At 45.1% G+C, this 23,533-nt stretch carries 22 protein-coding genes and 2 pseudogenes; 10 read left to right on the top strand and 14 right to left on the bottom strand.

Annotated features, from left to right (window positions below):
• Positions 1 to 224: 224 nt before the first annotated feature.
• Positions 225 to 1,376, bottom strand: coding sequence for a transaldolase (gene tal / locus JGK11_RS10355; RefSeq protein WP_293174590.1), 1,152 nt, complete (start codon positions 1,374 to 1,376; stop codon positions 225 to 227).
• A 196-nt stretch (positions 1,377 to 1,572) separates the two neighbouring features.
• Complete coding sequence (gene fbp, locus JGK11_RS10350; protein WP_293204605.1) at positions 1,573 to 2,646, bottom strand: class 1 fructose-bisphosphatase; 1,074 nt, start codon at positions 2,644 to 2,646, stop codon at positions 1,573 to 1,575.
• 391 nt (positions 2,647 to 3,037) lie between these two features.
• Between fbp and JGK11_RS10345 the strand changes: the two are divergent.
• The 4 genes and pseudogenes from JGK11_RS10345 to JGK11_RS10330 all read left to right on the top strand — a co-directional run.
• Positions 3,038 to 3,136 (top strand): annotated as a pseudogene (locus tag JGK11_RS10345) (DUF4058 family protein); the annotation flags it as partial.
• A 106-nt stretch (positions 3,137 to 3,242) separates the two neighbouring features.
• Positions 3,243 to 3,947, top strand: a complete 705-nt coding sequence (locus JGK11_RS10340) for a DUF4058 family protein (protein ID WP_293211505.1) — start codon at positions 3,243 to 3,245, stop codon at positions 3,945 to 3,947.
• 655 nt (positions 3,948 to 4,602) lie between these two features.
• On the top strand, positions 4,603 to 4,947 hold the full coding sequence (gene rpsH / locus JGK11_RS10335) for a 30S ribosomal protein S8 (RefSeq protein WP_293211502.1): 345 nt from the start codon (positions 4,603 to 4,605) through the stop codon (positions 4,945 to 4,947).
• Positions 4,948 to 5,308: 361 nt separating this feature from the next.
• Positions 5,309 to 5,899, top strand: coding sequence for a hypothetical protein (locus JGK11_RS10330; protein WP_293211500.1), 591 nt, complete (start codon positions 5,309 to 5,311; stop codon positions 5,897 to 5,899).
• 10 nt (positions 5,900 to 5,909) lie between these two features.
• Here the strand turns inward: JGK11_RS10330 and JGK11_RS10325 are convergent.
• The 6 genes and pseudogenes from JGK11_RS10325 to JGK11_RS10300 all read right to left on the bottom strand — a co-directional run.
• Positions 5,910 to 6,488, bottom strand: a pseudogene (locus JGK11_RS10325) (winged helix-turn-helix domain-containing protein); the annotation flags it as partial.
• 202 nt (positions 6,489 to 6,690) lie between these two features.
• Positions 6,691 to 7,731, bottom strand: coding sequence for a homoserine kinase (thrB, locus tag JGK11_RS10320; protein WP_293211498.1), 1,041 nt, complete (start codon positions 7,729 to 7,731; stop codon positions 6,691 to 6,693).
• 78 nt (positions 7,732 to 7,809) lie between these two features.
• The gene (locus tag JGK11_RS10315; protein WP_293211496.1) at positions 7,810 to 8,379 is read right to left on the bottom strand and encodes a Uma2 family endonuclease; all 570 of its coding nucleotides are present in this window, start codon (positions 8,377 to 8,379) and stop codon (positions 7,810 to 7,812) included.
• 52 nt (positions 8,380 to 8,431) lie between these two features.
• Positions 8,432 to 8,908, bottom strand: coding sequence for a tetratricopeptide repeat protein (locus tag JGK11_RS10310; RefSeq protein WP_293211494.1), 477 nt, complete (start codon positions 8,906 to 8,908; stop codon positions 8,432 to 8,434).
• 4 nt (positions 8,909 to 8,912) lie between these two features.
• The gene (locus tag JGK11_RS10305; protein WP_293211492.1) at positions 8,913 to 9,479 is read right to left on the bottom strand and encodes a Uma2 family endonuclease; all 567 of its coding nucleotides are present in this window, start codon (positions 9,477 to 9,479) and stop codon (positions 8,913 to 8,915) included.
• Positions 9,480 to 9,621: 142 nt separating this feature from the next.
• A complete protein-coding gene (locus JGK11_RS10300) occupies positions 9,622 to 10,857 on the bottom strand; it encodes a VWA domain-containing protein (RefSeq protein ID WP_293174626.1) in 1,236 nt (411 codons plus the stop codon).
• A gap of 223 nt (positions 10,858 to 11,080) precedes the next feature.
• Between JGK11_RS10300 and JGK11_RS10295 the strand changes: the two genes are divergently transcribed.
• From JGK11_RS10295 to JGK11_RS10280, 4 genes are all read left to right on the top strand, one after another.
• Positions 11,081 to 11,740 (top strand): ATP-dependent Clp protease proteolytic subunit, encoded by a 660-nt coding sequence (locus JGK11_RS10295; protein WP_293174629.1) that lies wholly within the window; start codon positions 11,081 to 11,083, stop codon positions 11,738 to 11,740.
• Between the two features lie 215 nt (positions 11,741 to 11,955).
• Positions 11,956 to 12,549, top strand: a complete 594-nt coding sequence (locus JGK11_RS10290; protein WP_293211490.1) for an ATP-dependent Clp protease proteolytic subunit — start codon at positions 11,956 to 11,958, stop codon at positions 12,547 to 12,549.
• 245 nt (positions 12,550 to 12,794) lie between these two features.
• On the top strand, positions 12,795 to 13,634 hold the full coding sequence (locus JGK11_RS10285) for a J domain-containing protein (RefSeq protein WP_293211487.1): 840 nt from the start codon (positions 12,795 to 12,797) through the stop codon (positions 13,632 to 13,634).
• A 78-nt stretch (positions 13,635 to 13,712) separates the two neighbouring features.
• Positions 13,713 to 13,952 (top strand): hypothetical protein, encoded by a 240-nt coding sequence (locus JGK11_RS10280; protein WP_293174641.1) that lies wholly within the window; start codon positions 13,713 to 13,715, stop codon positions 13,950 to 13,952.
• Here the strand turns inward: JGK11_RS10280 and JGK11_RS10275 are convergent.
• From JGK11_RS10275 to JGK11_RS10260, 4 genes are all read right to left on the bottom strand, one after another.
• A complete protein-coding gene (locus tag JGK11_RS10275) occupies positions 13,930 to 14,868 on the bottom strand; it encodes a serine/threonine-protein kinase (protein WP_293204630.1) in 939 nt (312 codons plus the stop codon). The two genes, JGK11_RS10280 and JGK11_RS10275, sit on opposite strands and share 23 nt — an antisense overlap.
• A 461-nt stretch (positions 14,869 to 15,329) precedes the next feature.
• Positions 15,330 to 15,962: a hypothetical protein gene (locus tag JGK11_RS10270; RefSeq protein WP_293211485.1), complete on the bottom strand. Its 633-nt coding sequence runs from the start codon at positions 15,960 to 15,962 to the stop codon at positions 15,330 to 15,332.
• Positions 15,963 to 16,277: 315 nt separating this feature from the next.
• Positions 16,278 to 17,180, bottom strand: a complete 903-nt coding sequence (locus JGK11_RS10265; RefSeq protein ID WP_293195695.1) for a hypothetical protein — start codon at positions 17,178 to 17,180, stop codon at positions 16,278 to 16,280.
• Between the two features lie 10 nt (positions 17,181 to 17,190).
• The gene (locus tag JGK11_RS10260; protein WP_293195697.1) at positions 17,191 to 18,702 is read right to left on the bottom strand and encodes an MBOAT family O-acyltransferase; all 1,512 of its coding nucleotides are present in this window, start codon (positions 18,700 to 18,702) and stop codon (positions 17,191 to 17,193) included.
• A gap of 546 nt (positions 18,703 to 19,248) precedes the next feature.
• Between JGK11_RS10260 and JGK11_RS10255 the strand changes: the two genes are divergently transcribed.
• Positions 19,249 to 19,524 carry a hypothetical protein gene (locus tag JGK11_RS10255; RefSeq protein ID WP_293174656.1) on the top strand — a complete coding sequence of 92 codons (276 nt, stop codon included), beginning with the start codon at positions 19,249 to 19,251 and terminating at the stop codon, positions 19,522 to 19,524.
• Between the two features lie 131 nt (positions 19,525 to 19,655).
• Here the strand turns inward: JGK11_RS10255 and JGK11_RS10250 are convergent, their stop codons facing one another.
• The gene (locus tag JGK11_RS10250) at positions 19,656 to 20,549 is read right to left on the bottom strand and encodes an EI24 domain-containing protein (RefSeq protein WP_293211483.1); all 894 of its coding nucleotides are present in this window, start codon (positions 20,547 to 20,549) and stop codon (positions 19,656 to 19,658) included.
• A 222-nt stretch (positions 20,550 to 20,771) separates the two neighbouring features.
• Between JGK11_RS10250 and JGK11_RS10245 the strand changes: the two genes are divergently transcribed.
• Positions 20,772 to 21,521: a 2-phosphosulfolactate phosphatase family protein gene (locus tag JGK11_RS10245; protein WP_293174662.1), complete on the top strand. Its 750-nt coding sequence runs from the start codon at positions 20,772 to 20,774 to the stop codon at positions 21,519 to 21,521.
• Positions 21,522 to 21,995: 474 nt separating this feature from the next.
• Here the strand turns inward: JGK11_RS10245 and JGK11_RS10240 are convergent, their stop codons facing one another.
• A complete protein-coding gene (locus JGK11_RS10240; protein ID WP_293174665.1) occupies positions 21,996 to 23,390 on the bottom strand; it encodes a lipid-A-disaccharide synthase-related protein in 1,395 nt (464 codons plus the stop codon).
• Between the last annotated feature and the right edge of the window lie 143 nt (positions 23,391 to 23,533).

The following is a 23,533-nucleotide window of genomic DNA, read 5'->3' as shown; positions in this document are numbered from 1 at the left end:
AATCAGGAATTTGCGGACTTGATATTCTTTGACAAGGGAATTGTGTACGTTCGTACACAAAATATTCTTTGACAAGGGAATTGTGTACGTTCGTACACAAATTTTCCATAATCTCAGTCGCGTCAATAATTGGGGACGAGCATTTAATCAGGATTCAGGAGCCAAAACGATTATGTGTTCAGACTCCTGAGAGTTTCTGCCCTTACCGATACCAAATCGGCGAACTATACGGGTGCGAGCCTCTTAACTTTCTCTTCCAAGGAATCCATCAGGGATTGGAAGGGGCTGACGAATTTCTCGATCCCGTCCAGGAGCAAGTCTTCCATCACTTTGTCCAAGTTGATGTCGATGTCGGGATCTTTGAGACTTTCGATCAGGCTGTAAGCTTCTGCAACGTTATTCTCAATCCGGGGCGCGACATCGCAGTGATCGAAACAAGCTTCCACGGTGTTCGGCGGCAAAGTGTTAACCGTGTCGGGGCCGATTAGCTCATCCACATACATCACATCGCTGTAGTTGGGGTTTTTGGTGCTGGTGGAAGCCCACAGCAAACGCTGCACTTCGGCTCCCTTTGCTGCTAATGCTTGCCAACGATCGCTCGCGACGATCTCTTTATACTTCTGGTAAGCTACCTTGGCATTGGCGATCGCAATTTTCCCCTTCACTGCTTCCAGTTTGGCTTTGGTGGAAATATCTGTGACGTTTTTGAGTTTCTCGTCAATCTTGCCGTCAATATTGATGTCGATCCGGCTCAAGAAGAAACTGGCAACAGAAGCGATGTTGCTCACATCCAAACCCTTAGCTGCCCGCGCTTCCAAACCGCGAATGTACGCCCAGAAAGTTTCGACGTAGCTGTCAACAGAGAACAGCAAAGTCACGTTAACGTTAATCCCCTCGCTGATGACTCGTTCCACTGCCGGCAATCCTTGAGCAGTTCCCGGAATCTTGATCATCACATTTGGTTTGCCGATCGCCTGATAATAGCGCAAGGCTTCGCTAATTGTACTTTCTGTGTCATTCGCGATCGTCGGTGGCACTTCGATACTGATGTAACCGTCCAAACCCTTGGACTCTGCGTAAACTGGGGCGAAGATGTCACAAGCATTGCGGATATCTGCAAATACCAGAGATTCGTAAATTTCGAGTACAGATTTACCAGCCCGGATGCCCGCTTCAATATCAGCATCGTAAATCACATTACCCGCGATCGCCTTCTCGAAAATCGCCGGATTAGATGTGATCCCCCGCAGTCCCCGACTTTCAATCATCTGCTTGAGTTCGCCGGACTCGATCAGATTGCGAGTCAAATTGTCCATCCAGATGCTCTGGCCAATTTCTTTGATTTCTAACAGGTGATTCTTTGTCTGGTCCGTCATTGATTTAACTCCTAAACTTGGATAATTGGTAATGGGTAATGGGTAATTGGTAATGGGCAGTGAAAACTTTCTTCCTTCTTCCTTTTTTCCTCTTACTATCTTCCAACTTCGGTCTAATAACTAACAACTAACAACTATCAATTGACAACTGTCAACTGTCAACTGTCAACTGTCAACTGTCAACTGTCAACTAACTTCACTCCTCAAGTGTTATGGGATTGCGCGATCGCTCTTTAATAAAAGACTCAACCAACGCTACATTTTCTTTACTGCCAATAATCAAAGGCGTGCGCTCGTGAATTTTAGTCGGCACCACGTCCAAGATGTCTTGAATACCCGTACTAGCGCGCCCTCCGGCTTGCTCCATCAAAAACGCCAAAGGAGCAGACTCGTAGAGTAAACGCAATTTGCCATCGGGGTTTTTCACGGTTCCGGGATACAAAAACACGCCTCCCTGAAATAAAATCCGGTGAAAATCTCCCACCAAAGCCCCGCCGTACCGAGCAGTGTAGCCTTGATTTCGATGTACGTAGCGAATGTAATCCCGATAAGATTCTTCCCACTGCCAAAAGCTACCTTCATTGACACTGTAGATCGGGCCGTTATCTGGAATCTTGATGTTTTCGGTTGATAGAATAAACTCGCCTAAACTGGGGTCGAGGGTAAATGAATGAACGCCTTGCCCGATCGAATAAACCAGCATGGTACTAGGGCCGTAGAGCACGTAGCCCGCTGCGATTTGTTTGTGCCCGTGTTGGAGCAAATCGGCAGCAGAACCGTCTGCATCATCCCCTTCTTGCTTGCGGATGCTGAATATGGAGCCGACATTGAGATTGATGTCAAGATTGGAAGAACCGTCTATGGGATCGTAGAGCAGACTGTAACGCCCGATCGGACAATTTTCAGGAATGTAATAGGGTTTTTCCATTTCCTCGGAAGCCAAGCGGCAGACAAGTCCACTTTGCTGGAATACGGAGATAAACACTTCATTAGCATAGATATCCATCTTTTTGACAGATTCTCCCTGCACGTTTACAGCCCCTGTAAACCCTAAAGCATCTTCCATTAACCCGGCTCTGCTGAGTCGCCTTGCGATCAGCTTGGCCGCGAGCCCGATGCGACTCATTAGCGCACTCAGATCCTGAGCATCTGCACTAAAGCTGTGGAGTTGCTGGAGTACGTGACGGGATAGAGTCGTGCAATCGCGGTCTAAGGCTTGTACCTGCTCGGTTTGGCCTAGGCGGGCTTCCCCTGTCGGCGCGTTTACCATGATTTTGATGTTCTCCCTGTCTTGTGGCTCGCTAGTTTGGGATTTTTCAGGTGTTCCTGAATCGGCGATGAGACCGATAGTCCTGCAACTTCTATTTTAGGGAGGGTTTTGCGATCGGGCATGGAACTTTAGGGGAACTTTAGATCCCCACGGAAAATTGAGGGGTGCGATCGACTGTTGAGTCGGGAATTGTATTCAAAATCACTAAATTTTTGATTTAGCGCAGAGGACGCTCTTGGCGCAGAGCGAGAAAGTGTTGGTTTCTCGATTTAGGTTTGGTGTATAGCAGAAGGAAGTTCGGCAACGGATTCTATAAAGGATTTAATGGAGGTCAGTCAATCGAACCCACTGCTAAAATGATTTTAAAATCAATACATTGGAATGCTGTCCTATGCCCTCACCCTTTCCAGGAATGGACCCCTACTTAGAACACCCTGATTTCTGGCAGGAAACTCACAATCGATTAATTGTCGCGATCGCTGATACTATAGCCTTTCTCTAAAAGGTTCGCGGACCAATTTTGCCATGAAAAGCTTGACACGGTAAGGGTTACAGCATACCTCGGCATACCTCATATTTCTGAGAAAGGCTATATCATGCCTCAAATTAGCCCTAAATATGAAGTCGCGATCGACAAACGCATCTATGAAATTACCGATCCAAATGACAGTAACGGCGACTCGCTTTTAGTTGGTATCCCCAATGTAGCGATTAAACGTCAATCTAATACCCCCGATGTTCCTACCCGTTCAGTTGCTACTGTATCGATCGCGCTTCCTACTACGGTCAAAGTGCCTATTCCTGAAAAAATCAAACAAACTTACCTGGAAGTGCGAGAAATGGCAACTAAACAAGTTGTCACGGCAATTGAAATCCTTTCTCCTGTCAACAAACGCAGTGGAGATGGTCGAATTACTTATCTAAAAAAACGCCAGAGTATTTTAGGTAGCTTAACCCATTTAGTGGAAATCGACTTGCTACGAAAATGGGAACCTATGCCGATACTTGACAGTGCCATTCAAAGCGATTATCGAGTTTTAGTCAGTCGTAGCGATAGCCGTCCTTTTGCCGAACTTTATGCTTTTAATCTTCGCGATTCTCTACCTGTATTGCCGCTTCCCTTGCGCGAAGAGGATGTAGAACCTATTGTTAACTTACCGGAATTGTTCGCAGGTATTTACGATCGCGCCGGCTATGATTATCGGATCGATTACGATCGAGATCCCGTACCGTCCCTGTTAGAAGAAAATCGGGTTTGGGCAAAGGAACTTTTACAAGAAACAGGATTGCGAGATAATTAATTCTATTTTACCCGATCGACCGCCGATAGGAAGACATTATAAATGAATTCAACATACCATTAGGTAGCAAACAAGTGTATTAATTGTTGAAGCAAAGTCAAAAAATTTACGCAGATAGACACGATTCTGTCTCAGCAAAAATGTGGATTTTGTAGGTAGTGCCCCGTGCCTACCCCACCACCAACGATCGAATGGGTGTTTCAGCTATCGGGGCAGCCACGGGGGGGCTGCCCCTACAAAGAATGAAACAGCCCTGGGGTAGGAGGGGAATTGCTAGGGAGGCCAGCATGGGGAGCAGAATGATGGCGCTCAACCAGGGAAATGTATTGCTTGTTTGTTCGATCGTGGAGATTTATACCTATGCGGCACATAATCACATTATATTTAGCTGAATTAAGAATTGTTAAGGCCTTTTACAAAAAAAACACAAAAAATTTTTGGCCAGGGCGATCGAGGGTTTATACCATAAAATGTATTTTTTGTCAAGCTTATGAGAGCGATCGCATCTGAAAGATGTGGCGCTGTGGCTCTAATTAAAGTTGGAATTAGAGCTCATTTACAGATATGCGACAGAAAATTGCTTTGAGAAAAGACCGGATACAGATAGTTTTTTAAGTAAATACTATTAGTCAAACTATGGAGAATTAATACTGTTATGGAACCGAAAATTGCTACAATCTTCAACCGTATTCGTGAAGCACAGATAGCTCAACAATCCAATGTAACAGTTCCATTAAGTCAAATTAACCTCAGCATTGCCACACTTATGAAAGAGTCGGGAGTGATTCTTAATTTCCAAGAAGACGAAGCTAACAAACATTTGAACATTTTCCTTAATAGCGAGAATAAAAGGATTAAAGAATTTATCAACCAGCTCTGGCAAGATCAACCTCCCAAAGAACCAGAGTTAATCGAGTTATTGCAAGACTTGGAGAATGAAGACCCTGCCGTTCGTATCAAAGCTGTAATTGGATTAGGAGAACTTTACTACGATAACTAAGGTGATCTTTGCAAGTCTCCATCCCCAGCCCTCTCAAGATGGTGAAGAAGTCCCTCAAACGCTTTAAATCTCATACTTTTTAGGTGCGTACTACCCTCAAGCCGCGTATTGATCCCAATGTAAAACGGAAAATCAAGGGTTTCAGATTATGAACTGAAAAATTTTCCGGAAGTCAAGAGTTTTGCTAGAACAATGGGCCATCGAACGGATTGTTACATATTCCTCTTTTGTCATTATAGGAAAAATCAACGATTTTGCAAGGATACATCCAACGCAAGATCGATGTTTCACTTCAGTTTGACAAAAAAGGGATAGATGTGGCAGTCAAAATCCGCTCCCTGTAACTCTTCTAAGAGGGTCTATGTATCAATCAGAAAACAATTTTATAATTCTGATCCTCGGTATAGTCGCTGTGATAGATGCTAGTCCAGACGTTCGTTTGACTGCAATTACCTTTTTGGATAAAATTTATAAAGAGAGGCTAGAACCCAAAAAAACTACAAAAGACAATCCCGATCATTCATTTTCTCAGAGTCAATTTCCTAGATTGAATGTAGAAATTTATCACAACGAAGGAGATAAGATGAGTAACAATGAAAATTGGACTGTTAACACAGGTGGCGGTAATTTCAACCGAAATATTCAAGGTAGTTACATTCAGGGAAATTACTACGCCGCAGGAAAGCCCCAAAGCTTAGTACAAGCAGCAATGGAAATTCAAGCATTACTCAAACAGCTAGAAACAAGTTATCCTAGCGATATACCAGCAAGAGATATGGTAGTGGCAACGGAAGTGGTTAAACACATTGAGAGTAACCCACCAATGAAACAAAAAATTATCAATGCTGTTAAAGAAGGTAGTCTAGCAGCGCTTGAAAAAGCTATCGATAATCCAGCAGGGGCATTTATTACTGGAGCAATCAAAGGCTGGGAGGAAGTGAAAAATAATTAGTGATAAGCTGCTACGCAGCTAAACCGGATAAAATAGCATTGCCTTTATTTTTGATTTTTCGATCCCATTTAATAACCATTTCTCCTTCATTTAATAATCTATGTAGCAATTCCGACAATTCTTCTACTGACTTAAACAGTCGATGTGCTATATATTCTTTCGCTTTTTATCACAAAATTTAACCTTTTTTTGTCATGATATCTCAACCCACCCATAATATTTACTCTGCCTCTTCTCCTTTGATCTGTAATTTTTTTTGACTACTTTTTTTGCCCCGATTTTTTCTTCTTATCACTCGCCAACTAAATCCACTCTCATCCCAAAACCATACCTGTAAAAGCTCTGGCGTTTGTTTAGTTATTCTTAAATACTCTGATAGCTTCTGTTTAAATATTTCTCTTTCAAGGGGATTTTGTTTGTCCTCTAAACTATATTTAGCCCAAATGTAAACGTATTTTTTTTATGTAGCATCCTAGATATTTGGGAACCACTCAATTTAATTCCTGTGACTTTTTCTAAATATGTTACTAGTCTGGCTGCCGTCCATATAGTTTCTACTTTGCATCCTGAAACTACTGATTTTCAGTTGGTAGTTCGATCGCCCGATCGCTAAAAAGTTTATGATACGGTTGGCGATCGAAATACGAAACAACAGCTCGTGACAGTAAAGAGTTTGGAATGTAGGCTTGAAAAAAACTGCGTGAAGCGGATCTATACCCGCAAAAAATCGCTCTTTGAACCAAAGGAAGTAATAAAATTCTTTCGATATCGCACAATAGATTTTTGTCAAACTAACTTATTGAAGTCGAGATTTGCGATCCTTGGCTATCGATCGCGATCGCCCGCACATCAGCCTTCACCCCAAATTCCATCCAAGCAGCCGCCATTTCCCTCACAACCGCATCAACATTAGTAACATCCGTTAAAGCCAAAAGCGTCGGCCCCGCACCGCTAATCACCATTCCATAAGCCCCTGCATTCAACGCAGCTTTTTGCACAGCTTCATATCCCTGAATCAGCGATCGCCGGTAAGGCTGGTGAATCTTGTCTTGGAGGGCGCAACGCAGCCAATTGCGATCGCCCGTAGCCAAAGCCCGCACCAACAAACCCAGGTGCGCGGCATTAAAAATCGCATCAGCCCTGCTGTAATCTGCGGGCAAAACTCGTCGCGCTTCGGCTGTGGAAAGTTCAAAATCGGGAATGGCTACCACGGGCACGAGATCGGGATGCCACGGAATGTCGCAAATTTGCCAGGAACCCCCCCCCTGCCCCCCCTTGCTAAGGGGGGGTGATTCTCTTAGCCCCGCTTCGCTAAGGGGGAGTTGTTCTCTTAGCCCCCCCTTACTAAGGGGGGGTTGGGGGGGTGTATTGCTAGCAGCGAGGCGACATCCTCCCAGTAAAGCGGGGACAACGTTGTCGGGATGTCCTTCAAGTTCGATCGCCAATTGCATCACATCAACCTGACTCAAAGGCTTTCCAGCTAATTCATTTGCACCAACTAACCCGCCGACAATAGCGGTAGCGGAGCTCCCCAAACCCCTCGCCAGCGGTACTTGCATATCTATATGTATCGCCACTGGTGGGGGGGATTGACGGAGGTATTCGTATAACTTGACAAAGGCTTGGTAAGCGAGATTGCTGTCGTCTGTCTTGACTTTGGCTGCTTCCGCACCCGTAACTGTAATTTGCAATTTCTCGGTTGCTGGGGGTTCGAGGAGAGAGAATTGGAAGGAGTTGTAGAGGCTTAAAGCGGCGCCGATGCAGTCAAAACCTGGGCCGAGGTTGGCAGTTGTGGCGGGTACGCTGACGGTGACGGTGGAAGTTGCAGACATTTTTTGACGGGGTGAATTTGGAGTGTTCAACCGCAGATGGACGCAGATGAATGTTTGGTGTTTGTGCGATCGACTATTTTAACCGATTTCTAAAACATCTTCATAAATTTGTGCGATCGGGCATTGAAAGTCTACGCTAGCCAAGCGAACTTCTTCGCCAACACCGTAAGGGTAAAGTTCCCAGCGCCCTTCTGCATTGCGCCGATAACATTCTACACCGATTCTTTCTTGATTAATCACTACGTATTCTTGCAAAGTTTCTACGGTGCGGTAGTCGGCAAATTTATTTCCGCGATCGAATGCTGCTGTTGTGGGAGATAAAACTTCTACGATTAAGCGCGGGTAGCGTTTGAAGTATTGAAGGCTTCTATCTCTTTCATCGCAAGTAACCATGATGTCGGGATAGTAAAATACATCTGCCTCTTCTATTCTGGCTTTCATGTTTCCTGCGTAGATGCGGCAACCTCTACCTCTAACGTGACTTGTGAGCAAGTTGACGAGGTTGATGCAAATTGTTTCATGGGCATCGCTTGCTCCCGCCATTGCGTAGATTTCTCCTTGTCTGTATTCGTGTTTGATCGGGCTAAATTTTTCCCCTTCTAAATAGTCTTCATGGGAGGCGTAGTTGTAACTTTTGCTTAAGGTCATAATTTGAAAATTTTAAAGCTGTGGTTATATTATACCCTGTTTCCCAAAACATTTATAATAGCAGCCTGTGCAGGTGTTTTATTGCATCTTGATAATCTTCTGTCTTGCCGTCTTTTTGATAAAAATCGGCGGCTTTTTGATAGTCAGCGATCGCGCCCGGTTTGTCTTTTAATAAATAGCGGACTTTCGCACGGTTGTAGTAAGCATCGGCATACTTCGGGTTAATTTCAATGGCGCGATCGAAGTCGGCTTTGGCTGCTGGATAGTCCTTGAGATAGCGGCCGTGAATGATGCCGCGTTTGTTGTAAGCTTTGGCGTAGTTGGGGTTGAGGCGGATGGCTGCGGTGTAATCGGCGATCGCCCCTGGGATATCTCCAGCCTCTGACTTGGCTAAACCGCTGTTAAATAAGTCTTCAGCCGAATTTTGAACGATGAGTATTGGTGAGGGTTGAATAGAAATGGCAGGGGATATGCCACCCAAAACGGTAACAAATCCGCAAAGTGCGATCGCTCTGTACAAATATTTCATAAGTCTAAGCAAAAACCTGAGCTACAGAGCAACTAAAACCAGGTAACAAAGGTGAAGTAAGTTGATCGTTTCTCAACAGCGTAGCAACTAATCTTAAACTTGCTTGTTCCCTGCGATAAACCTCTATTTGCTGCAACCGCCAATTAGCAATCCAGTATTCTTGTACTCCCCGCACTGAATAAAGTCGGAGTTTCAAATCTCTATCCCTTCTTTCATTATCTGTACCAGCAGATAATACTTCAACAACTAACTCAGGAGCACCAGTTAAATGTCCGGCTTCGTCTAGCAAGAGGGCCAAGCGTTCATTGCTCGCCCAAACTACATCAGGAATGACGTTATCGGCCTCTGTGAAAATCAGCCCTGGATTGATTGCTGCTCGTCCTAAACCAGCAGACATCGACCAAGTATCAAGCACAGAGAAAAATCTGCCACAAGTCTGTTGATGACCCCAATGCGGTGCTCTAGTCACAAATAACTCTCCATCAATAAGTTCATAACGATCGCCGTTATCGGGTAAGAGTTCTAAATCGGCGGTAGTCCAGCGTACTTTATCAGATATTGTCTGGCTCATACAAGCACTCTCGATAGGTGGTACAAACATTATAAACCGGTTCGTAGTAAGGACTTTAGTCCTCTCTAAGGCTTTTAGTAAATTAGGACTTGCATTCCTTACTACGAACAATGCTGCCGATCGCAATTAAGCGAAAATAATATTACTTCAATACAGTTTTAGAAGCAATACGGGTTTTCTTGCGATCGGCTTCCGTCAATTCTGCACCAGACTGCAAACGAGTAGCAGAGGTTTGCAGCACAGTTGCGGCACTTTTATCGCCCATTTGCAGAGCAGTTTTAGCAGCCGTTTGTAGCATCGTGGCCGCACCAGCGCGATCGCCCTGTTGTAACCTAGTTTCTGCGAGTTGAGTTTGGCGGTACTTAGCCAAAGCTAAAATGTGCTGCTGCACCATCGGGTTAAGTGCTGGCTGATAAACTTTCAGAACATTAGTAGAAATTGCAACTGGATCGGAGAGCAAACCTTCGCCGACACTCGGATCGTCGTAGCGAATTTGCAATTGCCCGATCGCCTGCGTACCTTCCGGCAACTGTCCAATATAAATATTAGCCAAAACTACTCGCTCTACATCCTTCATTAAATCTCCCAAACGCACCATAAAGCGATCGCCATCCTGCTGCACCGGTAATTCGATTGTATCCGGGGCAACTTGCGCGATCGGTTTTAGTTCGGCTAACCGCACTTTTGGCATCAGCGAAAATAGCAAATAAGCATTAGTCAAACCTACACCTTGGATGCGAGTAAACAACTTGCCAAACTCATCAACCGCATCTTCCGGCCGCTGAATATGAGCCAGAGCACCGCCGCCAGCATCAGCAATCTTTTCCAAAATATCCTGGTTCCAGTTATCCCCAAATCCCAGAGAATTTAAAGTCATGTTGTACTCAGCGGCCAGTTTCGCCAACTTCAAACAGCGGTTATTGTCGCCGTGTTCGTTTTCGCCGTCAGTCAGCAGAAACGCCTGAGATATTGCTTCTTTTTTGCCTTTCCCCAACTCTTCAATACCTAACTTAATCCCTTCATCAATTGCTGTGCCGCCAGCGGGGCGCAATTGCTCGATTTGCCGTTTAATGCTGGCGGGATCTCCCACAACTTGATTGGGGACGAGAACTTTGGCTTTGTGATCGAAAGCCACCGCACAAAAGCGATCCCCAGGTTTTAACCTGTCCAGCAACCGTCCGGCGGCTTGTTTGACGGTTTCCAAGGGGCGTCCGCCCATCGAGCCGCTGTGATCGAGAATCAGGCACAGGTTTAAAGGTACGCTGGAGTCGATCGCGCTTGCCGTCGCCGACACTGAAACGGCTAGCTGGCGCTGGGTTGATGGCGCAGCAGCATCAAGGTTGGGGTCGTTCAAGACCGGGAGCAAACTAACTTTCATGCGGGATACCTAAAGATTGCGTTACTATTTCTTTAAGAATAACTCCATGAGTTCAGGCAACATTTCGGTTGTCAACAACCCCATTCTTTTGAGGAAAGGCACACACTCTGCCCTCCTTTCTTCGTCCCACCAAGCTGAGTACAGATACTTGTGCTGAGCCCTTCGACTTAGCTCAAGCGAGCCGTAGCCGAAGTATGGTGGGTGTCCCCAGGCAAAAACAAACATGAACACACCCATTAAAGCCGTGCAATCGCAATACTACGGAGAGGGCAACTCTCGAACTCCCCCTCCCGATTTACCTTCCCTGTTGCTGAAGGAGCGGATCGTTTATCTGGGTATGCCTCTGGTGCCTGCGGTAACAGAACTGATTATCGCTGAACTGCTGTTCTTGCAGTACGAAGACCCGGATAAGCCGATCAAAATCTATATCAACTCGACCGGCACTTCTGGTTACAGTGGCGAACCCGTCGGCTTTGAAACCGAAGCCTTCGCTATCTGCGACACGATCAGGTACATTAAGCCGCCCGTGCAGACTATTTGTCTCGGTTCGGCAATGGGCATGGCTGCGATGCTGTTAGCGGCTGGTACAAAGGGCTTTCGGGCGAGTTTGCCCCACGCTTCGATTGTATTGCACCAACCCAAGGCTTACACGCGAGGTCAAGCCAGCGACATTCAAATTCGGGCGAAGGAAGTGCTGGCAAATAAGGCGACGATGCTCGATATTTTTGCAAGCTGTACTGGCCAACCGATCGACAAAATTACTAAAGATATGGATCGGTTGCTGTACCTGACGCCCTATGAAGCGAAAGAATACGGTTTGATCGATCGCGTTCTTGAAAGTTCGGAAGAATTGCCGAAAGCCCTTTCTGCGGCCGTCGTATAACTGGGAATGGGGAATGGGGAATGGGGAATGGGGAATGGGGAATGTGGCATGAGTAAAAATTAAGGGTTAATGGCTAGTAGTTTCTACCCTGAATTAGTTATTCAATAGTTTTTTTATGACTAACAATTCCCAATTACCGATTCCCAATTACCGATTCCCAATTCCCAATTCCCAATTCCCAATTACCAATTACCAACTAAACGGAGTTCCGAATTATGCCTATAGGTGTGCCAAAAGTTCCCTACAAAATGCCGGGTGGTTATGATACTCAGTGGATTAATATCTACGATCGCCTTTACCGGGAACGGATTATTTTCTTGGGCAAGGACATTGACGATGAAATTGCCAATCAAATCATCGCGGTGATGCTGTATCTCGATTCGGAAGATTCGGGCAAAGATATTATTTTGTACATCAATTCCCCCGGGGGGATGGTGTCGGCAGGCATGGCTATTTTTGATACCATGCAGCACATTAAATCCGACGTGGTGACGATTTGTGTGGGCTTGGCTGCTTCGATGGGTTCTTTCCTGCTGGCTGCTGGTACGAAGGGGAAACGGTTGGCTTTGCCTCACTCGCGGATCATGATTCACCAGCCTTCTGGGGGCGCGCGGGGACAAGCAACGGATATTCAGATTGAGGCGAAGGAGATTCTGCGCTTGCGCCACCAACTCAACGGTATCTATGCTAAAAATACCGGAAAGCCGATCGAGAAAATCGAGAAAGACATGGATCGCGACTATTTCATGTCCGCCGAGGAAGCCAAGGAATACGGCTTGATCGACAAAGTGGTAGAAGATCGTCCTTGACAGTTGACAGTTGACAGTTGACAGTTGACCTGCAAGTCCGAGGATTTGAGTAATGAATAGTCTTGTTTTAATTTCTCCCGCTTAAGGGAGAGGCTTTAAACCAATTCTTTCTGGTAAGTGGTTTTGATAGTGTAGTAGTGCGGGCAACCCTCGCACTACCATAGTTCGCGGTAAATTTTGGCAGAATCTTTACATTTAAGGATTCTGCCATATTTAATGGTATTAGAAAACTTGATTCATGCTAAATGGATATTGCAGATTATTACCGACAGTTAGGGCTAAGATCTGGTGCGAGTTTATCGCAAGTTAAGGCCTCTTATCGAAAGTTAGCCAGACAGTATCACCCGGATGTGAATCCGGGAAACGAACAGGCTAAGAATAAGTTTATTGCTATTACTGAGGCTTATAAGTTCCTGGTGAATATTGCACCCGCCGATGTTGCGGAATCGAAAGTTGCCAATTCAACTGTACCGCCGACTCCGACAGCGCCAGCGGAGGCGGTGAAAGCTCAACCGCAAGCAGTTAAGGTGACTCGGAAACAGCAACCCACTGAAGATAAGCAGGATCTGTCGGCGGCGGAAGACAAGTTAAAAAAAGATGCTTATTTTGAACTGCAACAGTTGCTGAAATATCAGAGGTTCCCGCGGGCGATCGCCCTAATTGAGGGTTTGGCCCAGCGGATGCCCGAAGATCGGGAGGTGCGACAGTGGCAGGCGATCGCCTATCAGCGCTGGGGACGGCATTTGATCGGGGAAAAGCAGGTGGATAAGGCGAGAATTTATTTGAAAAAGGCGGTGAAAACTGGGAATTGGGAATTGGGAATTGGGAATTGGGAATTGGGAATTGGGAATTGGGAATTGGGAATTGGGAATTGGGAATTGGGAATTGGGAATTGGGCATTGGGCATTGAGAATTGGGAATTGGGAATTGGGAATTGGGAATTGGGAATTGGGAATTGGGCATTGGGAATTGGGCATTGGGAATTGGGCATTGGTTCTGTGCAGGTAATCGAAAGACTATACTGTGTTGTATCAACTTGTAGGGTGCGTCACTATGAAATGTTCGATGAAATTTGCAGATTGTAGATGGGGCGCACCTTACTATTTTTTACGCTCGGCAATTCCGATCTGGTATCATAGAATTATTGAGTTGAGAAACCAGAGATGATTGACACACCATCCACCGAACCAACACTGACAGATGTAATCGAAAAATTAGACAGCCTATCAACCCGTGTTGACCACCTATCAACTCGTGTTGACAACCTAGCGACTGATGTCGAGAAGTTCAACGATCGATTTTCCAACTACCAGCAAGCGACTCAATGGGTTGTGCAGCTTGCTTTTACTCTGATTGCTAGTGCCACGATCACGGTGATTGTTACTTCGGTTCTGCGTCGGTAATCAAAAGGTTAATATTTTTGAGTTTTTCTAAAATAACTTGGGTATTTTCAGGTCGGTTTTCGGGTAGCGGTTCCATCAATTGGTCGATCAAGCTTACGAACAACTCGTCAACGCCTACAGCTTGATTTCTCCAATTTATTTTACCAGTTTTTACATTGACGGGAAAGTCGATCGGCTGCAAACCCGTTAATAAATGTACAAAAGTACGGCCCAAAGCGAAAAAGTCCGTTAGCGAAGCCCTCGAAGAGGATCGCACTTCAGCTTTACCTGCAATTTGTTCGGGCGCAGAGTATCCAGCAGAACCTACAGGCGTTGTATCAATCCCTGCTTCTGTTGCAGCCCCAAAGTCAATTAATCTCAATTTCCCATCGGCTGCAAGCATCAGGTTGGATGGCTTAATATCCCGATGCACTAAATGATATTTGTGAATTGCCTCCAAAATATAGAGCATTTGTTGCAGCCAATCAACAGCTAATGTTTGAGAAATGTACTGATGTTTAGTTAGAAATTCTGCCAAGTTTTCGCCAATAATTTTTTCCATCACCAAACAAGACAATTGCTGCGAGTTATGGGGGAATTTAAGCTGGAAATAACCGTCTGGTTCGACTTGGGGAACTCTTCCCTTTCCCGCTAGCCAAATTAATGCCCGCGCTTCTTGTTGAAACAAACGAAGTAAATCGGGATTGTGTGTATGTTTCAAGACTTTTAACACCTTGAGTGTTCCCCATTCATTGTCCCCGGTTCCCCAATCTTGGACTTCAAAGATGTCTGTGGGGCGTGCGGGATTGGGCGATCGCACTGGCTTGATGATACGATAGCGATCGGCAATTAGTAAAGCCGTGCCACAAGCCTGACAATTTTGAGTAGCAGCAGTATTTTCCCGTTGTTCGCATTGAGGATTGATACAGTAACTCATCTGTCTTGATGCGTCCTGGACTGACGGATTTAACGGATTGATTCAATTATTAGCGCGAAACCCAGTAGTTCTGACCTTACTACTGGGTTTCTATTACCGGCCATTTTACACGCTACCACATTTAAGTCAAGGATTTAAGATTAATATCATCGCGCTCTACCGATTGAGCTACTCCCCAGTGTTTGGTTGGGGAGGCTGGAATTGAACCAGCAACCTCGATGACCTGATTGTTCCTGACATTCGTTTTGGCGATCGGCGGTGAATGCTGAGTTTAGAGTAATAACTTGCTATTGAATTTGTACGCAACGCTGCCTCTGCCAATTTGGGCTACCCCTCATTATTAGGTTGAAGGGACAGGAGTCGAACCTGTACTGTCACAGTTGTACGGTTTAAGTTGAAGTTTGAGATTGAACTTGTACTCTGTTTATATCTTAAACCATAACTATCAAAAAAGCAAGCTATTAGCGGAAAATAAATTGAAAAATTCGCTCTCCTACTCTCTGTTCTTCAACTTCAGAATTGTTAGCTTCTTCGCGGGAAAACATCACAGCTTTCTGCAATATTTCCACCCTTTGCAGCAACTCATTGATCCGCTGCGCTGGTAAAGCTCCAGAAAACTTGACAGTGCGCCAGTAGCCGATCGTAATATCTTCGTAATAGACATCCACTTGAGCCGGATGGTGTTCCGTAGCTTCAGCTTTAACGTGATTGCGGGGAGTTTTAAAAGTCTTGAGAGTTTGCACCGGTTCTGTTGCCCAACAGTCCGCCGAAGCATCGAAGTTCCAAGTCTCGGAAGCATCTAAAACAGGAAGTTTTTTGATAAATGCTTGCAACTCTGACAGTTGCTTTTCAATGAATAGTAAATAGCTGACTGGCACTTGGCTCAAAAGCACGTTTCCGTCTACAGTTACGTCGGCACGGGCTCTGCAATTTGTCCAGTCTTTGGTTGCGGTTACGTCGAAGAGTTTGGTCAAAACTTCTGTTGTTTTGCGGATAATCTCTTCGGCTTTGACTTCGACTTTTTTGGACTCGGGCGGCAGTTGTTCGCCTTCTTCGTCTTTGGGGCGGTACGTGCGGGAGATTCCCGAAAGCACGGCGGGCTTCTGGAGGGCTTTTTGGGCTTCTGCTAGTTCTTGGATCGATCAGCTTTTGATGCCTTTCTCGATCGCGATAATCTGATTTAATCGTGCCATAGTTCTAAATTATTGATGCTGAAGTCACGTCGAGTATGGTTGCAGGGCGATCGTCAAACTCTTTCTCGTGTGGCTTTTAGGGCTTTGAGGACTGAAGTCCTGGCTGCAAACCTTACGATTTTTAAGCTGACATCACAGACATTTGTAGTATGACATACTTCAAATAGAATGACAACCTTTCCTTTGGAGGGGCCATGCCAAGAGTCCCCGCCCTGACTAGCCCAACAATTTATGACTCAAAAACTTGGCAAAATCCCTAGCATCGCTGCGGATCAAGTGAATGCCGTCATTGGTGCGCCATTCTCGCGGGGGCGGGGGGGGCAACCACTCAAAGCGATCGGACGGAAACAGCTTTTTAGTCAATTCTCGGACTTGTTTTCTCCTGATTGCAGCGTCAACTCGCGACTCTTGAGGAATGTCAAATAAAATTATTTTTGCCCCGCTATTTTTATTGATTTCAGCGATTTGAGCTCTAATTACAGCAGCTTCTTTTTTGATATCTTCTGCATCTTTTTTAGACAAAGGTTGGCTTTGAATGTCAACTGTTGTTTGGATAGCTTTTTGCGATAATTCCGGAGTAAGATTGCGAGCCTCTCCGCTATCTAGTGCCTCTTTTGTTGCTTTTTGATTTTGTTTAGAGCGTTTTTTTAACGAATGTATAAAAATACTAACTGGACGATATTCTTCTCTCAGTATTGGCAAATACTGGCGCATCCAATAAAAAACAGGATTGTACAAAGATTCAACTAAATCCCTATCTATTGTGCGACTAATAGTATCGTTAATTTCTACCAAAATAATCGGAGGGTTGCTATTACTTTTTTTAACTATTTCTAAACCCGTCTGGCTCGATCCTCCCCCCAAAGCTATGCTCTTTACGCCCTTTCCAATGTCTGTAACATGAAGGTTGGCAGATAGAGAACTACCCACCATGACAATTTTCAGATCGGAATCATCATATACATACCTTTGAGCTTTGACAATATTATTTTGAATCAGGCTAACTCCGTCAGAAGCTGGCAACACTCCGCCACTGACGAGAACTTGATAAAAACTTATTACAAACAGGAAAATTAGTACCGGGCGCAGAATAGATCGCAACTTGTATTTTATAAACATTGAACACCTTCTAGAATTGGAAATAAATAAATTGTTTCGAGCTGCCACTGTTGAGGAATATCATTGCTAGCATAATTCCTAAAGCTACATCTTGATAAATACTCCAGAATTTTTGATTTTTTTTAAGTGAATCATGTTTCATCAGATTTTGCCAAGTGGGAAAATGAGGAATGTGATAAATTACTACTGGTAGGGAAAAAGTTAGCGTCGGAATAATGTGAGTCCAACCAGGCTTGACTTTATAGTTGCGAACTAAAGTAACTACGAAGTCAACTGCTTCTTCAAATCGTGGGAGTTTGAAAAGCAGCCATCCGAAGGAAACAAAAGAGAAAATTCCTACAACGCTAACGCTGTCAAATAATAATTGCTGCCAGATTGGTTTGGTTTCTGCTGAATTGGGTTCTGGGGATTTATTTTTGGATTTGTCGAACCCAAAAAAGCGTTCTACTGCTAAACCAAATCCGTGATAAATGCCCCAAACTGCATAACTCCAAGCAGCACCGTGCCACAATCCGCCTAAAGTCATTACTGTCATTAAGTTAAGATAAGTTCTGATTTTTCCTTTACGGTTTCCTCCTAGGGGAAAGTATAGATAATCTCTGAGCCAAGTTGATAGGGAAATGTGCCACCTTCTCCAGAATTCGGAGAGGGAACGGGAGATGTAGGGAAAGTTGAAGTTGTCGGGAATTGCGTAGCCCAAAGCCGCTGCTAAACCGATCGCAATTAAGGAGTAACCGGCAAAATCGGCAAAGATTTGGATTGAGTAGCCGAACAGCAGCGTCAGGTTGGTAATAGTTCCAAATCCTTGGTAGTAGGGAAAGCTGATCCAGAAGGTATAGTCTTTTAAGTTGTCGGCGACGACCATTTTTAGGAAGTAGCCGACTGTGAGCGATCTAAAAATGAAATTGAAAGAAATGTCTTTTAAATATTTAGGCTCAATCTGGGGATAGAATGTCTTGGATTTTAAAATAGGGCCTGAGAGTAAATTGGGAAAAAAGCTAATAAAAAATGAAGTATTGAGCAGGTGTTGGCTAAATTTGGGTGATACGTAAGCGTGGGATTCTGTTTCGCTTTCGCTTTTATCTTTTTGACTCAGTACATCTACCACTAAACTTATGCCTTCAAAGGTGTAGAAAGAAATACCGATTGGCAGAGGTAATTTTAAGAATAAATAAGCAATACTGCCTTCGGTTCGAGCAATATTAAAAACATCTGCAACAAAGTTAGTGAGCAAACCGGCGTATTTAAACAAGCTCAAAATTAATACATTCAGAACTACTCCTAATAAGGCCCAAAAAAAACGCTGTTTCTTGTCTGAAATTCTGGCAATTTGAAAGCTGGCTGTAGCGTTGATCGCAATTGAGAGGAGCAGGATTGACAGCAGTGCGGGAGCGTTCCAACTGTAAAATATGAAGCTGGCAATTATGAGGATGGGAACTTGCAGTTTTTGTAAGGGAGGGAAATAATATATGGTGAAAACAATTGCAAAAAATACTAGAAATTCAATACTGTTAAATAACATATTCTTTTGATTTCGGTCTTTGATAAGTCTAACGGACAGCGGGTTGATTACTTTGGTTTTTCATCGGTTTTTCAACCGATATCCCTCGCGTTGTCTGGTGGGATTTTTGTGAAAAAACCCAGTTTCTGCGTCTCAGAGTTTTTTACCTAAGTTGTGACACCATTTTCCTAAAATAATGCAACTGTTGGCAAGCTTTAAACCCATACATAGTAAGTCATTTCCAACTTTTTGATTTTCTATGCAAAAAGCGAAAATCGAAAATCGAAAAAGTTATCACTCACTATATCAAGGAGTGGCACTAATGCCAAGAGCGGACTCGTGGTGAGAGGTCGATCGCGCTTCCTGCAAAAGTGTAGCAAAGTTTACCTATTTTTCACGCTGCGACTACCTCCTGAGATAGATGTGCAAATACCTCCAGGGGCAAATTGCAATATTGGGAAACATTTCTTAACATATAGATAACAAAGGGAATCCGAGGAGACCAAAAATCCTTAAGCCCTTGGGGTGCTCGGTTAACCAGATTCTTCGCAAACAAGGGCTAAATCAATGAACAAGCAGCAAAACTCCGAAGTTTCAGCATTTTTGCCAATGCTCCAAAAAGGCATTTGGCTGTTTGGGATTCTGTCTTGGATATTCGGGCTGACAGATAGAAGTATTGCACTATTGTCTGACGGATATCTGTCCGCGATCGATATTGTCCAGCTATTTACAGCTTCCTTCTTTTTCGTTAGTTGGATTTTTTTAAGCCCGTTTCTGAGTTCTAACTCCCAGAGTCAGCGGAAGGTAGAAGGCATTCGGCAGAAAGTAGAAGCATCTCGCTAGTTTTTAAGGAATGAGAATTAAATAACTTACAATCTTTATTGTTCTTGTGGGATGGGCGTCCCGCCCGTCCAGAAAGGACGGGCGGGACGCCCATCCCACTTTCAAGAGTGTAAATTATTTAATTTGCGATCCTAAGTTGTTATGTTAGATTCGGTCGGGCTGTTGGTTTCTTCTGTGGCGAAGCGGGCGGGCCAAATGCGATCGCAAAAAAACAAAGTCCCCGCCGTCACGCACAGCGGAATCGCCAACAGATTCAACAGGGGAATGCTCACCAAACCCAAACAAACCAAACCAAAACTCCCGCTAGCCGGCAAACTCGCCCGAATTATCTCAAATTTATCCTGAAAAGGTAGCTTCCGACGCTCCAAAGGTGCATTTAAAAAGTCCAAACAGACAATAGTCGCGCCCAAAGCTACGCCTCCTAAACTGCTAAGAATAGAGCCGGGGCCGGGGAGAAAATTCAGCAGCAGGAGCGGTATCCCGATGCTGAACAAAAGTTGTAGTTTTCGGATTTCAAAGCCGATCGCCATTTGTAGATCCCGAAAAATACTCGCCAAGTTCATTGGTGCTTCTGCAGGCAATTGACCGTTCCGCAGAAGTTCCAATTGTTCGGATAATTTGCCGTACCAGGGCGAACCTAAAATCACGCCAAACTGGACTAATAAAAACCCGATTATTAACAAAAGTCCTGAAACCAAAAGTACGCGCAGCAGCCAGCCGAAACCGATTGTTAAGACGCCAAGAAAGCTCAGCCAAGCTGGCAAACTCGCAATTAAATCATTAAATTTGACTGACAAATCGGCAACTAAAACGTCTATGCCTGCCAAACTAGGAAATAGCAAGCTTAAATAAAGACCGATACCAATTAAAAAATTTAGGACGACGGGAATTAATACATAAGTCCACAGCTTGGGAGTTTGCAAAATCAGCGTGAAAGCTCGAAAAGGATAGGTGAAACCTACCAAAAGTCCAAGGGGAGCGGTAATGGCTGCGGGGGCGGGATTTGAATTGAGCTGTTTTGACATATGGTTAAACAGTTGACAGTTGACAGTTGACAGTTGACAGCGAATTGATAAGAACGGAGATTTAAACTCCGTTTTTATCACAATCTGCCTTCATGAGTAAGGGCTTCAAACCCGGCTATTCGGTGAAGGAAGAAGGAAGAAGGAAGAAAGCCCTTCGACTACGCTCAGGGTACAAATTCTATTATTATTACGTATGAGGATTTATTGCAGGTAGCCCCAAAAGTGAAGCTTTTTATTTACCATACCCCGGAACTTACGCCAGCAGACAAGATGCCGGCTTGCGCGATCGCAGTTGATGTACTGCGGGCGACTACGACGATGGCGACGGCCTTGAATAATGGGGCGGAAGCTGTGCAAGTTTTCAGCGACTTAGATAAGCTGATGGCCGAGAGCGAAAAATGGCCTGGAGACAAGCGGATTCGCGCCGGAGAGCGCGGTGGCGCGAAAGTTGACGGTTTTGACATGGGGAATTCGCCGCTGGACTGCCCGCCAGAAAAGGTGACTGGAAAGCGAATTTTTATCAGCACAACTAACGGTACTCGGGCTCTGCAACGAGTGCAAGATGCTGCTACGGTGTTGACGGCGGCTTTGAACAACCGCAAATCTGTGGTGCAGTTTCTGTTAAGCAAAAAGCCGGAAAGTATTTGGATTGTGGGTTCTGGTTGGGAAGGGAGTTATTCGTTGGAGGATACGGTGTGTGCTGGTGCGATCGCCCAAAGTCTTTTAGCAGAAAGCGGTATTCCTGCGATCGATTTTGCTGGTAACGATGAAGTGTTTGGGGCGATCGCTCTTTATCTGCACTGGCAAGATCGGCTGCATGAATTGTTGGAAAAAGCCAGTCACGGCCAGCGCCTCCTGGGTTTGGGTGTGATTGAAGATTTAAAATATTGCGCGCAATTAGATACTTTAGATGTGCTTCCTATGCAGCGAGAACCGGGTGTGTTGGTGAAGTCGGATTTTAAAATTTCTTAGGCTGATTTCTGGGTTTTATCTTCGGAAGAAACGGCGAATTGAAATTGTCTGCGAGTGCAGTATTGGTAGGTACGCTGGGAGCATCTCAGTTTTGCATTTACAACAGTGCGAGCTTAAGAGCTCGCGTATTGTACAATACGCGAGCTCTTAAGCTCGCACTACAATAAAAAAAATGCTTTTTACAAAACTGAGATGCTCCCGATGCTCCCGGAGCATCTCAGTTTTGCATTTGTAGTGCGAGCTTAAGAGCTCGCGGGTATTATACTCGCGAGCTCTTAAGCTCGCACTCAAAGAAAAAATGCTTTTTACCAAAATGAGATGCTCCCTGCGAGTCCGCATCCAATCGGAGGACTGAAGTCCTCACTACGAACGACGGAAGTTAGTAATTAGCGAACAATATTTTTTCAATAAAGTGCAATTAAAGATATTGAGTAGGGAGACAATATTGTTGTATTCCTAGTGTATTCCAGACAATTAAGAATTGTTGGATTCGCCGAACCGTTGAATTAAACACTCGGCAATTCTGGCTGATGCACCGCCTTCTCCCATGCGGCGCCAGCCATTTTCAGCGATTAGCTGCAACCTGTCGGGATCGCGAAGCAAAGACTGGATGGTGCCGGCAACTTCGGCGGGATGTTTGACTAAAATTAATGAGGGGCCTAAGAGGCGACTTTGAGCTTCGGCAAAAGCGGGAGTAAATTGCGGGCCGCTTCCGGGAATGGCGATCGCCGGTTTTCCTAAACCGACAAATTGTTCTGTAGCGGTTCCGGCCATTGCGATCGCTAAATCGGCTTGGTACAAACAATCGTTAAAACTTTGCTGAGTTAAAATCATCGTGGCTTTTCTTTGCACAAAAGTCAAGGGCAATAGCAAATTAGGAGATTCTTTCCTAATTTCTTGAGCGCTAGAAACAGGAGGTCGCAAAATACTGCCTTCTCGCCGCTGGGTTTTAGTTTCGCCGTCTTGACGCCAGCCGAAAAATTCTAAACTAGGTCGCAAAGCTTCTAAGTTTAACTCGGGAGAAATAGCTCCGAAAAATAACAATTTGCGATCGCCAAACAGAGACAAAATTCCGGCTACAGCCTCTACTATTAGCAGCCAATTAGCATAGGCTTCCGGCGCTCGGGAACCGGGCAGTAAGGTGATGACGAGCGATCGCTCCATTTCCCGAAACTCTGCATCAGGGCCGTAAAAACGGGCGGGGTTTTCCGGTTCGAGTCCGTCCATCATGGGATTGCCGAGATTGTAGGCGGGAATTCCCAGCTTTTCTAAAGTCTCGGCGGTGAGGGCGTCCCGGACAAAAACGGCTTTACAGAGCTTTCTAGTCATCAACCAGCGCTCCCAAGGGAAATAAACCGATCGCGACCAAATCTTCCAAGCCCACGGGCGGGATTTGCCAGCCAGAGGCCCCTGCTCGTCCCGCACGTGATACTCCGACTTGGCCGTGCCGACAAAGGCATAGGGCGCGGCGCCCAGCCAAGCAAACAGCAGCGGTACAATATCTCCGCAAGCTAAGATTGCTGGCTTGTGATTTCCAGACTGTTGTGGCGATCGCACCCAAGCGCGGATAGCTTTAAACTGAGCTAGGGTCAACTGAAGCAACCCGCCTTTGACATCGCGCAAAAATTCCCTTCCGTCCATGTAGATAAAGCCACCCGAAGGCATCCGCTGCACCGGGCCGATGATGCAGGCGTTTTCTAGTTGAGCGAAAGCTTGCCCTTCGCCCACTAGCGGAAACACGGCTATTTCTGGGGGATGCGGGTGCTGTTGCAGTTCTCGCAAGATGCGAAGGGCGATCGCATCTTCTCCGTGGCCGTTACTGAGGCAAAGTATTTTCAATCCCAAATCTCTCAAAAAACTGTCTCTCATATTATCATCGGGCAAACAGGGCATCGGCCAAACAGGGCATTGGGCATACGTCACTTTTTTGAGAACTACTATATAGCAGAAAAAATGAAGTAAGTAGACCCGCGCGAGTCGGGCACTTTTTGGTAAAATAGCGGATGAAACTC

It is taken from the genome of Microcoleus sp. PH2017_34_RAT_O_A, from assembly GCF_020737885.1.
GTDB lineage: Bacteria > Cyanobacteriota > Cyanobacteriia > Cyanobacteriales > Microcoleaceae > Microcoleus.
The sequence above is the reverse complement of the archived record's forward strand: the minus strand, read 5'-3'. Positions and strand labels throughout refer to the sequence as shown.

What these genes read in the sequence shown, in the direction of transcription:
- tal (WP_293174590.1), bottom strand. Translation starts at nt 1,376, where the DNA reads ATGACGGACCAGACAAAGAATCACCTGTTAGAAATCAAAGAAATTGGC.
- fbp (WP_293204605.1), bottom strand. Translation starts at nt 2,646, where the DNA reads ATGGTAAACGCGCCGACAGGGGAAGCCCGCCTAGGCCAAACCGAGCAG.
- JGK11_RS10340 (WP_293211505.1), top strand. Translation starts at nt 3,243, where the DNA reads ATGCCTCAAATTAGCCCTAAATATGAAGTCGCGATCGACAAACGCATC.
- rpsH (WP_293211502.1), top strand. Translation starts at nt 4,603, where the DNA reads ATGGAACCGAAAATTGCTACAATCTTCAACCGTATTCGTGAAGCACAG.
- JGK11_RS10330 (WP_293211500.1), top strand. Translation starts at nt 5,309, where the DNA reads ATGTATCAATCAGAAAACAATTTTATAATTCTGATCCTCGGTATAGTC.
- thrB (WP_293211498.1), bottom strand. Translation starts at nt 7,731, where the DNA reads ATGTCTGCAACTTCCACCGTCACCGTCAGCGTACCCGCCACAACTGCC.
- JGK11_RS10315 (WP_293211496.1), bottom strand. Translation starts at nt 8,379, where the DNA reads ATGACCTTAAGCAAAAGTTACAACTACGCCTCCCATGAAGACTATTTA.
- JGK11_RS10310 (WP_293211494.1), bottom strand. Translation starts at nt 8,908, where the DNA reads ATGAAATATTTGTACAGAGCGATCGCACTTTGCGGATTTGTTACCGTT.
- JGK11_RS10305 (WP_293211492.1), bottom strand. Translation starts at nt 9,479, where the DNA reads ATGAGCCAGACAATATCTGATAAAGTACGCTGGACTACCGCCGATTTA.
- JGK11_RS10300 (WP_293174626.1), bottom strand. Translation starts at nt 10,857, where the DNA reads ATGAAAGTTAGTTTGCTCCCGGTCTTGAACGACCCCAACCTTGATGCT.
- JGK11_RS10295 (WP_293174629.1), top strand. Translation starts at nt 11,081, where the DNA reads ATGAACACACCCATTAAAGCCGTGCAATCGCAATACTACGGAGAGGGC.
- JGK11_RS10290 (WP_293211490.1), top strand. Translation starts at nt 11,956, where the DNA reads ATGCCTATAGGTGTGCCAAAAGTTCCCTACAAAATGCCGGGTGGTTAT.
- JGK11_RS10285 (WP_293211487.1), top strand. Translation starts at nt 12,795, where the DNA reads ATGGATATTGCAGATTATTACCGACAGTTAGGGCTAAGATCTGGTGCG.
- JGK11_RS10280 (WP_293174641.1), top strand. Translation starts at nt 13,713, where the DNA reads ATGATTGACACACCATCCACCGAACCAACACTGACAGATGTAATCGAA.
- JGK11_RS10275 (WP_293204630.1), bottom strand. Translation starts at nt 14,868, where the DNA reads ATGAGTTACTGTATCAATCCTCAATGCGAACAACGGGAAAATACTGCT.
- JGK11_RS10265 (WP_293195695.1), bottom strand. Translation starts at nt 17,180, where the DNA reads ATGTTTATAAAATACAAGTTGCGATCTATTCTGCGCCCGGTACTAATT.
- JGK11_RS10260 (WP_293195697.1), bottom strand. Translation starts at nt 18,702, where the DNA reads ATGTTATTTAACAGTATTGAATTTCTAGTATTTTTTGCAATTGTTTTC.
- JGK11_RS10255 (WP_293174656.1), top strand. Translation starts at nt 19,249, where the DNA reads ATGAACAAGCAGCAAAACTCCGAAGTTTCAGCATTTTTGCCAATGCTC.
- JGK11_RS10250 (WP_293211483.1), bottom strand. Translation starts at nt 20,549, where the DNA reads ATGTCAAAACAGCTCAATTCAAATCCCGCCCCCGCAGCCATTACCGCT.
- JGK11_RS10240 (WP_293174665.1), bottom strand. Translation starts at nt 23,390, where the DNA reads ATGAGAGACAGTTTTTTGAGAGATTTGGGATTGAAAATACTTTGCCTC.